At 71.7% G+C, this 13,059-nt stretch carries 15 protein-coding genes; 8 read left to right on the top strand and 7 right to left on the bottom strand.

Going from position 1 to position 13,059, the window contains the following annotated elements; all coding sequences use genetic code 11:
- Positions 1-89: 89 nt before the first annotated feature.
- Positions 90-797 carry an SDR family NAD(P)-dependent oxidoreductase gene (locus P3T41_RS11710; RefSeq protein WP_280689628.1) on the top strand — a complete coding sequence of 236 codons (708 nt, stop codon included), beginning with the start codon at positions 90-92 and terminating at the stop codon, positions 795-797.
- Between the two features lie 18 nt (positions 798-815).
- Here the strand turns inward: P3T41_RS11710 and P3T41_RS11705 are convergent, their stop codons facing one another.
- Entirely contained in the window at positions 816-1,793 is a 978-nt protein-coding gene (locus P3T41_RS11705) for a helix-turn-helix domain-containing protein (RefSeq protein WP_280689627.1), read from the bottom strand.
- A 105-nt stretch (positions 1,794-1,898) separates the two neighbouring features.
- Here P3T41_RS11705 and P3T41_RS11700 point away from each other — a divergent pair, with 105 nt between their 5' ends.
- Complete coding sequence (locus tag P3T41_RS11700) at positions 1,899-3,119, top strand: MFS transporter (RefSeq protein ID WP_280689626.1); 1,221 nt, start codon at positions 1,899-1,901, stop codon at positions 3,117-3,119.
- A 52-nt stretch (positions 3,120-3,171) separates the two neighbouring features.
- Here P3T41_RS11700 and P3T41_RS11695 read toward each other — a convergent pair whose 3' ends face one another.
- Both P3T41_RS11695 and P3T41_RS11690 read right to left on the bottom strand, forming a co-directional pair.
- Positions 3,172-3,561, bottom strand: coding sequence for a PIN domain-containing protein (locus P3T41_RS11695; RefSeq protein ID WP_280689625.1), 390 nt, complete (start codon positions 3,559-3,561; stop codon positions 3,172-3,174).
- The gene (locus P3T41_RS11690) at positions 3,558-3,836 is read right to left on the bottom strand and encodes a hypothetical protein (protein WP_280689624.1); all 279 of its coding nucleotides are present in this window, start codon (positions 3,834-3,836) and stop codon (positions 3,558-3,560) included. Before P3T41_RS11690 ends, P3T41_RS11695 begins: the two co-directional genes overlap by 4 nt.
- Before the next feature lie 202 nt (positions 3,837-4,038).
- On the opposite strand from P3T41_RS11690, the gene P3T41_RS11685 reads away from it, so the two are divergent.
- Positions 4,039-4,929: an aldo/keto reductase gene (locus tag P3T41_RS11685; protein WP_280689623.1), complete on the top strand. Its 891-nt coding sequence runs from the start codon at positions 4,039-4,041 to the stop codon at positions 4,927-4,929.
- A 52-nt stretch (positions 4,930-4,981) separates the two neighbouring features.
- Here the strand turns inward: P3T41_RS11685 and P3T41_RS11680 are convergent, their stop codons facing one another.
- Positions 4,982-6,184, bottom strand: coding sequence for an FAD-dependent monooxygenase (locus tag P3T41_RS11680; protein ID WP_280689622.1), 1,203 nt, complete (start codon positions 6,182-6,184; stop codon positions 4,982-4,984).
- A gap of 143 nt (positions 6,185-6,327) precedes the next feature.
- On the opposite strand from P3T41_RS11680, the gene P3T41_RS11675 reads away from it, so the two are divergent.
- From P3T41_RS11675 to P3T41_RS11655, 5 genes are all read left to right on the top strand, one after another.
- Positions 6,328-6,951 (top strand): TetR/AcrR family transcriptional regulator, encoded by a 624-nt coding sequence (locus P3T41_RS11675; protein ID WP_280689621.1) that lies wholly within the window; start codon positions 6,328-6,330, stop codon positions 6,949-6,951.
- An 81-nt stretch (positions 6,952-7,032) separates the two neighbouring features.
- Positions 7,033-7,449: a MerR family transcriptional regulator gene (locus tag P3T41_RS11670; protein WP_280689620.1), complete on the top strand. Its 417-nt coding sequence runs from the start codon at positions 7,033-7,035 to the stop codon at positions 7,447-7,449.
- Positions 7,450-7,800, top strand: a complete 351-nt coding sequence (gene trxA, locus P3T41_RS11665) for a thioredoxin (RefSeq protein ID WP_280689619.1) — start codon at positions 7,450-7,452, stop codon at positions 7,798-7,800.
- A gap of 309 nt (positions 7,801-8,109) precedes the next feature.
- Positions 8,110-9,438, top strand: a complete 1,329-nt coding sequence (aspS, locus tag P3T41_RS11660) for an aspartate--tRNA(Asn) ligase (RefSeq protein WP_280689618.1) — start codon at positions 8,110-8,112, stop codon at positions 9,436-9,438.
- A 164-nt stretch (positions 9,439-9,602) separates the two neighbouring features.
- Positions 9,603-10,715 (top strand): ADP-ribosylglycohydrolase family protein, encoded by a 1,113-nt coding sequence (locus P3T41_RS11655; protein ID WP_280689875.1) that lies wholly within the window; start codon positions 9,603-9,605, stop codon positions 10,713-10,715.
- Between the two features lie 71 nt (positions 10,716-10,786).
- Here the strand turns inward: P3T41_RS11655 and P3T41_RS11650 are convergent, their stop codons facing one another.
- The 3 genes from P3T41_RS11650 to P3T41_RS11640 form a co-directional block, all read right to left on the bottom strand.
- Positions 10,787-10,999 (bottom strand): DUF397 domain-containing protein, encoded by a 213-nt coding sequence (locus P3T41_RS11650; protein ID WP_280689617.1) that lies wholly within the window; start codon positions 10,997-10,999, stop codon positions 10,787-10,789.
- The gene (locus P3T41_RS11645; protein ID WP_280689616.1) at positions 10,974-11,852 is read right to left on the bottom strand and encodes a helix-turn-helix transcriptional regulator; all 879 of its coding nucleotides are present in this window, start codon (positions 11,850-11,852) and stop codon (positions 10,974-10,976) included. The genes P3T41_RS11650 and P3T41_RS11645 overlap by 26 nt, the downstream gene beginning before the upstream one ends.
- A 372-nt stretch (positions 11,853-12,224) precedes the next feature.
- Complete coding sequence (locus P3T41_RS11640) at positions 12,225-12,968, bottom strand: GPP34 family phosphoprotein (protein WP_280689615.1); 744 nt, start codon at positions 12,966-12,968, stop codon at positions 12,225-12,227.
- Positions 12,969-13,059 lie beyond the last annotated feature (91 nt).

Here is a 13,059-nt window from a genome sequence, read left to right as displayed (position 1 = left end):
CACCGCGCCGCCCGGATCGTCCTGGTACTGGCAGTCCCAGGAAGCCGGGACGTCTGGCTGACCGCGCGGCCGCGCCGCATCGTGGAGGCATGACAGCGACACTGATCACCGGAGCGAACAAGGGTCTCGGGTTCGAGACCGCCCGCCGACTCGTCGCCGCGGGCCACACCGTCTACCTCGGGAGCCGGGACGCCGAACGCGGGCGCCGGGCCGCCGAGCAACTGGGCGCGCGGGCCGTCCAGCTCGACGTCACCGACGACGCGTCCGTGCGGGCCGCCGTCCAGGCCATCGAGGCCGGCGGCGGGCTGGACATCCTGGTCAACAACGCCGGCATCGAGGAGCGGGGCGACGGCAACGCGGTGATCGGCGCCGCGGACGTGACCGCCGACCTGATGCGGACGACCTTCGAGACGAACGTGTTCGGCCTGGTGCGCGTCACCCACGCGTTCCTCCCGCTGCTCGAGCGTTCGGCCGCACCGGTCGTGGTCAACGTGAGCAGCGGACTGGCCTCGCTGACCGTGGCCAGCACCCCGGGCACACCGGGTTACGCCTACCCGGGGGTGGCCTATCCGGCGTCGAAGGCCGCGGTCAACATGATCACGGTGCAGTACGCGAAGGCGTTCCCGGCCATGCGGATCAACGCGGTCGAGCCGGGTTTCACCAAGACCGACCTGAACGGGAACACCGGCATCCAGACCGTCGAGCAGGGCGCCGAGATCATCGTGCGGATGGCACAGGTGGGCCCGGACGGCCCCACGGGCGGCTACTTCTACGCCGAGGGCACCCTGCCCTGGTAACGCGAAGCCCTGGGGGTTTCAGTCGGCTCGCTCGCCGACCAGCAGCTCGCCCAACTCCGTGCGCCGGTACACCACCCGCCGCCCGACCCGGGTGCCGGCCACCAGGTCCGCCTCGCGCAGGACGGCCAGGTGGCCGCCGATGGTGCCGACCGACTGGCTGAGCTGGGCGGCGAGTTCACTGGTGGTGGCCGGGACGGCCAGTTCGTGCAGGACGGCCGCCCGCCCCGGGCCCAGCAGGCGGGCCAGCGCCCGGGGCGGGCGGACGGCCGACAAGGTGGCGAAGCCGCGGGCGGGATAGACCTGGGCGTACTGCCCGGACGGCCCCTCGCAGAGCCAGGTGCCGCTGGAGACGCTCACCGGGACGAAGAGCATGCCCTCGTCGCCCACCACACGGTCGGGGAACGACTGATTGCTGAAGCGGATCGCGTCGGCGCCGACCCAGGTGCTGCGGCGGCTCATCTGCCGCAGCGCGCCCGGCCAGCCGTAGGCGGCCAGCAGGCCGGCCCGGTAGGTGACGTCGCGCTCCAGCACCGCCCGCCGGCGTGGCCAGTCGGGCTCGACATGGCCGACCCAGACGGCGCGGAGCAGCTCGGCCGTCCGCACGGCCCAGCCGGTGCCGGCGAGCCAACTCAGGTCGTGGCGCTGCCAGCTGTGCGCGACCGACTGCTCCAGCTGGGCCCGCACCCGCTGGTCGGAGAAGGCGGCGACCCGGGCCAGCTCGGGGCCCAACGTGGTGCGCATGCCGTCCAGGGGCGGCAGGACGACATGCTCGGGCAACCACTTGGTGGAGCTGAGCAGCCGCACCAGGCCTCGGGCGAACGGGTCGGTGGCGATCGCGGCGGTGAACACCGGGTGGTGGCGGGCGTGCCAGGCGGCGAACGACGGGTCCGGCTGCGACTTGCCCAGTTCGATCAGCGTCCCCAGCGTCTCGGCGAGCGGCGAGAGTGCGAACCGGGAGCGGGACAGGGCCAGCGGGCTCAACCGCAGCAGCGTCATCCTTCGTCCCCGTCTCCTTCGTCGCCTGTCGCTTCCGTCCCCCGTCGCTTTCGCCTCCTGCCGAAACGATAGTCCGGGCCGGCCGGCCGGCGAACACTCGGGCGGATGAGCCCGTCACCCCTGCGCACCCCTGCCTTCCGCTGGTTCTTCACCGGCCAGTCGGTCTCGCTGCTCGGCAGCTCGATGGCGCCGGTCGCTCTGGCGTTCGCGGTGCTGGACGCCTCCGGGCGCAGCGGGGACCTCGGCCTGGTGCTGGCCGCCCGCATGGTGCCGATGCTGGCGTTCCTGCTGGTGGGCGGGGCCACCGCCGACCGGTTTCCGCGCCGGACGGTACTGGTGACGGCCAATCTGGGTTCGGCCCTCACCCAGGGCGCGGTCGCCGCACTGCTGCTCACCGGCCACTACGCGCTGCTCCCGGTGGCGGCGCTGGAACTGCTCAACGGGGTGCTGGCCGCGTTCACCACGCCGGCGTTGCGTGGTGTGGTGCCGCAGTTGGTCGGGACGGCCCAGCTCCAGCGGGCGAACGCGCTGCTCGGGTCGACCCGCAACGCCACCAAGATCCTCGGGCCGAGCGTCTCGGGTCTGCTGGTGGTGGGGGTGGGCGGCGGTCCGGCGATCGCTCTCGACGCGCTGAGCTATCTGCTGGCGGCGGGCTGCCTGGCGAGGTTGGCGGCGGCCGAGGCCGATCCGCTGCCCCGAAGCGCCTCGCTGCTCGGCGACATCCGCCAGGGCTGGACGGAGTTCCGCCGGATCCGCTGGGTCTGGCTGGGCAGCTGGGCCTTCTTCGTCATCAACCTGGTGCAGACCGGCACTTGGCAGATCCTGGGCCCGCTGCTCACCCAACAGCGCAGCTCTGCGGCGACCTGGGGCTTCGTGCTGAGCGCGCGCGGCCTCGGGCTGCTGCTGACCAGCGTGCTGATGTACCGGGTGACGGTCCGTCATCTGTTGCGGCTTGGTCAACTTGCCTGCGCGCTAGGTACGTTGCTGCTGCTCGCGCTCGGGGCCGGGTTGGACGCGCCGTGGTTGATCGCCGCCGCCTTCACCGGCGGGCTGGGCTCGTCCGTCACCGGCATCGCCTGGGACACCTCGCTGCAGGAGCACGTGCCCGCGTCCGTGCTCTCCCGGGTCTCCTCCTGCGGCGACCTGCTCAGCTACCTCGCGATCCCGATCGGCCAGCTCTCCGTCGGCCCGCTGGCCCACGCCTTCGGCGGCGCCCGGGTGACCATCGTCGCCGGCCTGGTGGCCGGTTTCGCGGCGGTGGCCCCGCTGGCGGACGCTTCGGTGCGCCGACTGCGTCATGCGGAGGGCTGGGGAGTGGAGGGCTAGGGAGTGGAGGGCTGGAAAGTCAGGCGCCGACAGGATCGCCCAGCCCTGTGCCCTACGGGCGGGCGACTCTGATCCTCGTGTGTCCAGAGGCGTCGACCAGCTTGCCGAGGTCCCCGAGGTCGTCGGTGAGGATCGGCGCGTCGAGGTACTCGATCGCGGTGAGGACGACACTGGCATCCACCGCGTCATTGCTCCCGGCGCGGTGGCAGAGTTCGGCGGCCGCCTTGGCCCGCGACTCGGTGAGCGGCAGCACCTCGCAGCCGCGCAGTACTCGATGCAGCACCGCCGAGGAGGGGCGGGCGTTCCACGCCTGGGCCAGCACGCCGGCCGGCACCAGGGGCCGCACCCGCGCGGCGAGCAGGGTCTCGTGCTGCGCCACGAAGGTGCGGCGGTTCCTTTCGGCGGCGATCAGTGCCCCGGTGTCATAGACGATGGCGCTCACGCGCTCTGCCGTCCGGGACTGGCGGACCAGCCCATGAGCTCGTCCACTCGTTCCGAGGCCGCGCGGCGTTCGTCCGCAGTGAAGGCGCCGTGCTCGTGCTGGTACTCCTCCATGGCGACAAGGCCGTCGAGACGACGCTGCTCGGTGGTGAAATAGTCGATCAAAGCATGCGTGACAACCGTGGAGATCTGCTCCTGGCGCTGCGCGGCGACCTCTCGCAGTCTGGCCCCGAGCGCTTCGTCGAGGCTGATGCTCAGCTTGGCTTTATCGCTCATATTCCAACTGTAATACAGAGCTCTCCGGATGTCAGCCCGACCGCCCCGACCGCGTTGGGCACTGGCCACGGCGCCGGGAATGGTCCGGCGAAAACCCGTTCAACGGGAACTCCGCGAGCCCCTCGCTCGTTATCAATTCGGGTAATCCGCCCGATAGTTAACACCTTGGGATATTTCGCGAAGCTGTGATTTACTCCCCGGCATGACTCCCCAGACGATCACCGCGTCCTCGGCCGGCACCTGGCAGCTCGGCGACCTGACGGTCAATCGGCTCGGCTTCGGCGCCATGCGCCTCACCGGCAGCGGCCCCTTCGACCTCGGCACGCCCAGTGAGCGCGAGCGGGCGCTCGGGGTGCTGCGGCGGGCGGTGGAGCTCGGGGTGAACCACATCGACACCGCGGCCTTCTACTTCTCCTCGCTCCGCTCCGCCAACGAGCTGATCAACACCGCTCTCGCGCCCTACCCGGAGGACCTGGTGATCACCACCAAGGTCGGGCCGGGCCGCGACAGCGGCGGCGAGTGGTGGTGGGCCGAGCCGGCGCAGTTGCGTGGGCAGGTGGAGGAGAACCTGCGCCAGCTCGGCCGGGACCACCTCGATGTGGTGAACCTGCGGAACAATCGCCCAGCGGTGGAACCGTTCGTCGAGCGGTTCGGCGCGCTGGCCGAGCTGCGCGAGGCGGGGCTGATCCGGCACCTGGGCGTCTCCAACGCCAGCGCCGAGCAGCTCGCCGCCGCTCAGGCCGTCGCGCCGGTGGTCTGCGTGCAGAACCGATTCGGCATCGGTGCCACGGCCGAACAGCGCGAGGTGCTGCGGATCTGCGGGGAGCAGGGCGTGGCGTTCGTGCCGTTCTTCGCGATCGCGGGGGAGGGGCGCGAGGGCGGCGCCGGCGGGGCGGAGGACCAGGCGGTGCTCGACATCGCGGCGGCGCACGGGGCTTCGGCCGCCCAGGTGCGGCTGGCCTGGACCCTGCAGCAGGGGCCGCACGTGCTGGCGATCCCGGGCACCGGCAATCCGGACCACCTGGTCGAGAACCTGGCGGCCGGTGCCCTGCGGCTGACCGGCGAGGAGCTGGCCCGGCTCGACGCGATCTGACCGACGCGCTCCGACGGGGGCGCCCCGCCGGACCGGCGCGGTCGCACGGCCGTCAACTCGCCACCAGGGCAACGGGCTCCGGGTAGTCGGGGACCGGCACGGAGTTGGCCGCGCCCGCGGTCAGCCGGTTGAAGGCGCCGGCCAGCAACCGCGAGGAGAGCAGCTTGTAGAAGCGGTTGCGCCGGCGGATCTTCCGCTCGGTCGGCGGGGCGAGGAAGGGCCCGGCGCCCTTGGCCTGCTTCTGGCCGAGCTCGGCGCCCGGGCGCAGCCGCTCCTCGTAGCGGGCGAAGGCGAGGCCGTGGTCGCCGGGCGCGGCGACCAGCTCGCCGGCCAGGACGTACGCGCCGATCATCGCCAGGCCGGTGCCCGAGCCGCCGGGCCCGGCGCACCAGGCGGCGTCGCCGAGCAGCACCACCCTGCCCCGGGACCAGCTGTCCAGGTGGATCTGGCTGAGCGAGTCGAAGTAGAGGTCGTCGGCGTCGTGCATCAGCTCGACCAGCGCGTCCGTCCGCCAGCCCGCCCCGGCGAAGGCGTCGGCGACGATCCGCTTCTGCTCCGCCTGGTCGTGCCGGGCGTAGGGCGACTCCGGTGCGGCGAAGACGAATCCGACACCCGCCCGGGAGCTGTCGCGGGAGCTGCTGACCAGTGCGCCCCGGCCGGGGACGTTGTAGATCACGCCGCTGTGGTCCAGCCCGAGGTGGTTGGGGGCGGTGAAGCCGGCGAAGCAGTAGCCCATGTCCTGGCGGAAGCGGGACTCGTCGCCGAAGGCGAGCCGCCGCACGGCCGAGTGCATGCCGTCGGCGCCGACCACCAGGTCGAAGGTGCGGGGGGCGCCGTGCCGGAAGGTGACGTCCACTCCGTCGGTGGTCTCGGCCAGCGAGGTGATGCTGTCGCCGAAGACGTACTCGGTGGTGTCCCGGGTCAGGTCGTAGAGGATCCGGGCGAGATCCCCGCGCTCGATCTCGACCTCGCCGCTGAAGAACGCCGACGGCAGGTTGACCAGCGGCTCCCCGTCGCCGTCGATGACCACTTGGGCGCCCATCGCGGTCTGCTGGGCCTGGACGGCCGCCAGGATGTCCATCCGCCGCAGGACCTCCACCTGGGCGCCGCGGAAGTCGACGGCGCCGCCGCTGTCCCGCAGCCCGGGCGCCTGCTCCACGACGGTCGGCACGAAGCCGAAGCGCCGGAGCCAGTGGGCCAGGGACGGGCCGGCGATGCCGGCGCCGGAGATCAGCACGGTGGTGTCGGTGGTCATGGGTGCCCCCTCATGTCGCCCTTGCGGGCTCTTGCCTCGCGGCCTGTGGCTCCACCGTAGGGCGCTCTTATCCGCTTGGTCAATCCATGTGGATAAACCGATCGGTTGAACCGCTTGGATGACGGCTGCGCTAGGATCCGGACATGGGAAACCGCGAGGATCTGCTGACGGGCGCCGTGCAGTGCCTGAAGGACAAGGGGTGGTCGCGCACCACCGTCCGCGACATCGCCGCCGCCGCCGGGGTGAACCATGCGGCGATCGGCTACCACTTCGGCTCCCGGGACGCGCTGCTGACCGCCGCCTTCGTGCAGGCTATGGACGAGTGGGGCGAGCGGATCGGCGAGGCCGTCGCCGCGTCACTGGACCCGCAGGCCACCCGGCAGCAGCAGTACGAGGCCCTGTGGCGGGAGATGATCAAGTCGTTCACCGCCGACCGGTCGCTCTGGCTCGCCTCGCTGGAGGCGGTCGTCCTGGTCGAACAGAACCCGAAGCTGGGCGAACTGCTGACCGCGGCCCATCGGGAGGGGCGCCGCGGGATGGCCGCGCTGCTCTCGGGAGTGCCGGAGGACGAGGTGGACGAGGCCACCGAGCGCAGCCTCGGCGGTGTCCAGACGGCCCTGCTCAGCGGGGTGATGACCCAGTGGCTCCTCGATCCGGAGCACGCCCCGACCGAACACGATGTGATCGCCGGCCTGCGCGCCCTCGGCACCCGCGTCGAGCCCGAGGCCCCGCACGATGCCGGCTCCGGTGGCAGCGAGGTGGTCTGAGCCGGGTGGCGTCCGCTGCTGGCGTTGACGTCAGGGTCAAGGTCTACGGTCGAGGGGATCGAGCGGGCAGGAGGCCATGGGATGCGGATCGGGGAACTGGCGGAGCGGGCGGGAACCACCACGCGCACCCTGCGGTACTACGAGTCACGCGGGCTGCTGACCGCTCGACGCACCGGGAACGGGTACCGGGCGTACGGCGAGGAGGATCTGCGGCTGGTCCGGCAGATCCGGCTGCTCCAGGACTTCGGCTTCGAGCTGGAGGACACCCGCCCGTTCGTGGAGTGCCTGCAAGCGGGGCACCAGGCGGGGGATGCCTGCCCGGCCTCACTGGAGGTGTACCGGCGCAAGCTGGCCGAGCTGGACGACTGCCTGGCCCGGCTCGGCGCGGTGCGTGCCCAGGTGGCGGGGCAACTGGCCCGCGCCGAGCTGGAGGTGGCGAGCGCGGATGCCGAGCCCCGGTGCGAACTGTCGACGAAGCCGACCGGAGAGGGCGAGTAGATGACCGACACGACGACCGAGCAGACGACCGAGCTGGTGAAGGAGGTGACGGACGCGAGCTTCGCCGCCGAGGTGCTCGCGGCCGAGCTGCCGGTGCTGGTGGACTTCACCGCCGACTGGTGCCCGCCGTGCCGGATGATCGCACCGGTGCTGGCGGCGGTGGCGGCCGAGGAGGCGCAGCGGCTCAAGGTGGTCTCGCTGGACGTGGACACCAACCCCGAGATGCAGGCCGCCTACGGCGTGCTCTCGATGCCCACCCTGATGGTCTTCAAGGGCGGCGAGCCGGTGAAGGTGATGGTGGGTGCCCGGGCCAAGGCCAAGCTGCTGCGCGAGCTGGCGGACGTGATCTGAGACACCGTCAGCTCATCGGTGGGCGGGCCGGAAGTGACTTGCGGAGCCACGGTGGGACTGCCTATTGTCCTGACTCAGCGCGTTGATGGAGACGAGTAACCGCGGGATTCCGCGAGCCGAGAGAGCCGCCGGCAGCTGTGAAGGCGGTCTCGTGCCCCACGGTGAAGACACTCCGGAGCGCTGAGCAGTGCAAGAGGCCACTGCCCGGCGAGACCAGCGGCCGGGTGGCGGTGAAAGTGCGGTGGTACCGCGAGTCACCCTTCTCGCCCGCACTTCCAAGGGATCAGCCGAGGTCCCCGGAGGACTGCGATGATCCACCCCATCGAGCGCACCATGGTCGCTGACCTGCGCGAACGCACCGAGCAGCCTGACCGGACGGTCACCGTCGCGGGCTGGGTGCACACCCTGCGCCTGCAGAGCACGATGCAGTTCGTGCTGGTCCGCGACCAGAGCGGCATCGTCCAGGTGACGCACCGCAAGGCGGACGACGAGCTGACCGCCGTCCTGGACGGCCTCACCACCGAATCCGCCGTCCGGATCACCGGCCGGGTGGTGGCCAACCCGGTGGTCAAGCTGGGCGGCCTGGAACTGATCCCCGAGTCGGTCGAGGTGCTGAACCGGGCCACCGCCCCGCTGCCGATCGACGAGCACTCGGGGCCCGAACCCCGGCTGGACTGGCGGTTCCTGGACATCCGGCGCCGTCCGGCGGCCCAGCTGCTGTTCGCCGTGCAGACCACCTTCGAGGCGGGGCTGCGCGACTACGCGTACGGCGCGGGCTGCACCGAGCTGCACACCCCGAAGCTGATGGGCACGGCCTCCGAGTCCGGTGCCGAGGTCTTCGAGCTGGGCTACTTCGGGGGCAAGGCCTACCTGGCCCAGTCGCCGCAGTTCTACAAGCAGATGGCGATCGCGAGCGGCATCGACCGGGTCTTCGAGATCGGCCCGGTCTTCCGCGCCGAACCCTCGTTCACCTCCCGGCACGCCACCGAGTTCACCGGCGTCGACGTCGAACTCGCCTGGACCACCGACGTCGAGGAGGTGCAGCGGTTCGAGGAGGAGATGATCGCGCACGCCCTCGGCCGGGTCGCCGAGCGCCACGGCGCCGCGATCCGCGAGGAGTTCGGCGTCGAGGTGACGGTGCCGAGCCTGCCGTTCCCGCGGATCACCATGGCCGAGGCGCACCGGATCCTGCGCGAGGAACTCGGCTGGGACCCGGAGGGCGCCAAGGTCGACCTCGACCCGGAGGGCGAGCGGGCGCTGGCGGGCCATGTGCGGGAGCAGACGGGGCACGAGTTCGTCTTCGTCACCCACTACCCGGCCGAGATCCGGCCGTTCTACCACGCCCGGCCGGCCGGACGGCCCGACCTGACGCTCAGCTTCGACCTGCTCTGGAAGGGCCTGGAGGTCACCACCGGGGCCCAGCGCGAGCACCGCTACGAGGTGCTGGTCGAGCAGGCGGCGGAGAAGGGCATGCGGACCGAGCCGCTGACGGACTACCTGAACTGCTTCCGCTACGGCTGCCCGCCGCACGGCGGCTTCGGGATGGGCCTGGGCCGGATGCTGATGGTGCTGCTCGGGCTGGGCTCGCTGCGCGACGCGGTGTTCCTCTTCCGGGGGCCGAACCGGCTGACGCCGTGAGCGTTACGCCGCGAACCTGATGCCGTGGGCCCTGAGGCCCGGGTCGCAGCGGTGAGTTGTGACCCGGGCGTCGCCAGCCGTCACCGAGACGAATTACAGTGCGGTGTCGCCGGGGGGAGGCCTCCCGGGTGAGCCCAGTCGTCCAGTGGAAGGCCGTCATCCCCGTGATACCCCTGTGGTCGCGCGCCCAGCAGCAGGACTATCGCAGCCGGGTGCGCGGCTGTCTGCTCGGCGGGGCGATCGGTGACGCGCTCGGCGCCGGCATCGAGTTCGACGCGCTCGACAAGATCCGGTCCGACCACGGTCCGGACGGGGTGACCGGGTTCGTCACGGCGTACGGCAGGCGCGGCGCCGTCACCGATGACACCCAGATGTCCCTCTTCACGGTGGACGGACTCATCCGGGCCCATGTCCGCCAGGGCAGCGGCGCCGGCTGGCACCCGCCAACCGACGTGCACCACGCCTACCTGCGCTGGGCGGCCACCCAGCACGACTGGGGACCGGACGAGCGCCGCCGCGACCTCGGCTGGCTCGGGCGCGAGGAGTGGCTGTACGCGCGCCGGGCGCCGGGCTCGGCCTGCCTGTCCGGGCTCTCCGGACCGGACGCCGAGCGGCTCGGCACCGTGGCGGCGCCGAAGAACCCGCACTCCAAGGGGTGCGGCACGGTGATGCGGGCGGCGCCGTTCGGGCTGCTGCTCGGCTGGGAGCCCGGCCTGGTCTTCCAACTCGCCGTCGAGTGTTCGGTGCTGACGCATGGCCATCCGACCGGCTACCTCTCCGCCGGGGCGCTGGCGGTGATCGTGCACGCCGTGCTGCGCGGCGGGGCGGTGGAGGAGGGGGTCGAGCTGGCGCTCGCGCTGCTCGCCGAGCGGCCCGGCCACGAGGAGACCGCGGCGGCGCTGCGCGGGGCGCTGGCGGCGGTGCGGGCCGGCGAGCCGTCGGCGGAGCGGGTGGCTTCGCTGGGGGAGGGCTGGGTGGCCGAGGAGGCACTGGCGATCGGGGTGTACTGCGCGCTGGTCGCCGAGGACGTGCGGACCGGGCTGCTGCTCGCGGTCAACCACTCGGGGGACAGCGACTCGACCGGGACGGTCTGCGGCAACCTGCTGGGTGCGGTGCACGGGGAGACCGCGTTGCCGGCCGAGTGGGTGGCCGAGCTGGAAGGGCGGGGGACCGTGCTGCAACTCGCCGACGACCTGGTGCTGGAGTTGAGCCACGGGGCCGAGCTGCACGGCCCGGGTGCCGGGCCGGCCTGGCGCGAGCGCTACCCGGTGGGGTGAGCGCTCCCGTCAGGCGGGCTGAGCCGGCGTCAGGCCTCAGGCCCCACAGGTAAGGCCGCAGATCTCAGAGCTCAGACCGCGCCGAACGCGCCGTGCCCCGCGGCCCCCGCGAACGCGTGCCAGGACTCGCGCGAGAAGTGCAGCCGAGGCCCGGACGGGTCCTTGGAGTCCCGGACCGCAACGGTGGCCGGCGCGGGTACCGCGACCTCCACGCAGGCGCCGTTCCCGCCACTGTGGCTGCTCTTGCGCCAGGTCGGGTCAACGGTCAGGGTCTTGGAGCTCATTCTCGTAAACCTCCGCATAGGTGGTGATCAGTGACCTCGACTCGGCGACTCCGAAGGCCGCCGCCCGCAGGTGGTCGTAAAGACCGGTATAGCGGCGGACGTCAGCCTCCTTCTCGAGGTAGAGGTCGCTCGTCACCCCTTCGAAGTAGACAACTGTGGAATCGGCAGACTCCGGGAACTCCATCAGGGAGAATGTCCCGGTCATGCCGGGGTGGGCCCCACGCGTGAACGGGATGACCTGGATGTTCACGTTCGCCTGCTCGCTCGTCTCCAGCAGCCGGCGCAACTGCTGACCCATCACGGCGGGCCCGCCGACCTCCCGGGCCAGCACCGCCTCGTCTATCACGGACCAGAAGCTGGACAGCTGGTCCGCACCGGTCAGCCGGTCCTGCCGCTTGAGCCGCACCTCGACCCGGCGGCGGATCGCGTCGGTGGCGGTGTCCGGCTGGGTGCCGTGCACCACGGCCTCGGCGTACTCCCGGGTCTGCAGCAGGCCGGGCACGAAGGAGGACTCGTAGGCGCGGATCGAGTAGGCCGCCGCCTCCAGTCCGATGTAGACGCTGTAGGGGATGTCGCCGAAGTCGTTCCACCAGCCGCGCTGCTTGGACTCCCGGGCCATCTCCAGCAGGCTGTTGCGCATCTTCGGGTCGGTGACCTCGTAGAGCTCGCAGAGGTCGCGCACGTCGCGCGGGCTGATGCTGCGTCGGCCGTTCTCCAGCCGGCTGATCTTCGACTGGGAGACCATCAGGACGTCGGCCACCTGTTCGGCGGTCATGCCTCGCTGCTCCCGCAGGTGGCGCAGTTGCGCGCCCAACCTTCTGCGGCGGACGGTGGGGTTGCTGCTGGCGGACACGGGGACCTCCGGCGGGACCTCTATGGTGCTTGTGGCGGTTGGGCAGCGAGGCGGGGCAGGCAGCGGCCCGTCGCCGTTCGACGGCTGGGACAGTGGGACCAACCCCCTCTTTCTCAGCAGCATGTCACCTCCGATCCGCTCCTCGCCGGGATATGGCTCGACGACCGTCGGACTGGGCGAAAGCCGCACGCCGGGACGATTTCAGTGGTAATGCGATCTGTATGCGGAGTGCGGGTCCCGCAGCCGCCGAGACAAGCCGACCGAGACAGCCGACCGAGACAGCCGACCGGACCGGCTCCGGGGACGACACAGGGGCGGTCGCTTCCGGCAGGTGCCGGGAGCGACCGCCCCGTAGGCCGTGGGGCCGTCAGTTCATCGCACGCCGACCCGGGTGGGTGCGGCGGGCTCGGTGCGGCTTCGTGGGACCTGGTCCCCGCCCGTGCGGGCGGCCGGGGCGACCCGGCCTGTCGAGCCGGTCCGGCCCGTCTGGGCCGGCAGGCCGTTCTGCACGTCCATCACGGCGTGCGCGACCATGCCGCCGAGCGGGTCGTAGCGGATCAGGTCGCGCAGTCGCGACCGTGAGGATCTGCCCTCGTTGCCCGGGTAGAGGTGCTTGCCCAGGCCGACGGCGTGCGCCAGTGCGGCCAGCGCGGCCGTCCGAGGATCCGGTGGGACGCCGGTGCGGATGGCTGTGTCGAGCCGCTGCTTGATCGCAGCGTTCGTACAGTCGTCCGACGCCTGATAACGCGTCGTCGGCAGCACCCCGCACACCTGGCCCGGGACGGCGGCGACCATGCCGCACCGTTCCAGATGCGCCAGATAGGTCTGCCGCAGCCCCAGCCGGGGCCCGCCGATCCAGTGCACGGCACGCACCGGGCTGCCGCGACGGCGCAGCAGCTCCAGGGCGTGGTCCAGGGTCGGATCACCGGTCGGCCGTGGCAGCACCACGGCGATCCGGTCACCGTCCGGGACGATCCGTCCGGCCAGGGACAGCTCGACGAGCTGTGCCCCGGCGAGTCCGAGGTCGAGGGTCTGCGGCTGCGCCGTGGTGCCCGTGGTCGGGTCCAAAGCGAGCAGCAGGAGTTCCTCGGGAATTGTTCTACGGCTCTTGCCCATCCAAGCCTCCCCGCGTGGATGAATGACAGCGTGACGCCTCTCACACGGACTTGTCGAGTACGCCTCCGAATCGTGACCTTGGGCCGGGAAC

The organism is Kitasatospora sp. GAS204B, from assembly GCF_029892155.1.
Lineage (GTDB): Bacteria > Actinomycetota > Actinomycetes > Streptomycetales > Streptomycetaceae > Kitasatospora.
Note: the sequence above shows the minus strand (reverse complement) of the source record. Positions and strands in the feature narration are given on the sequence as shown.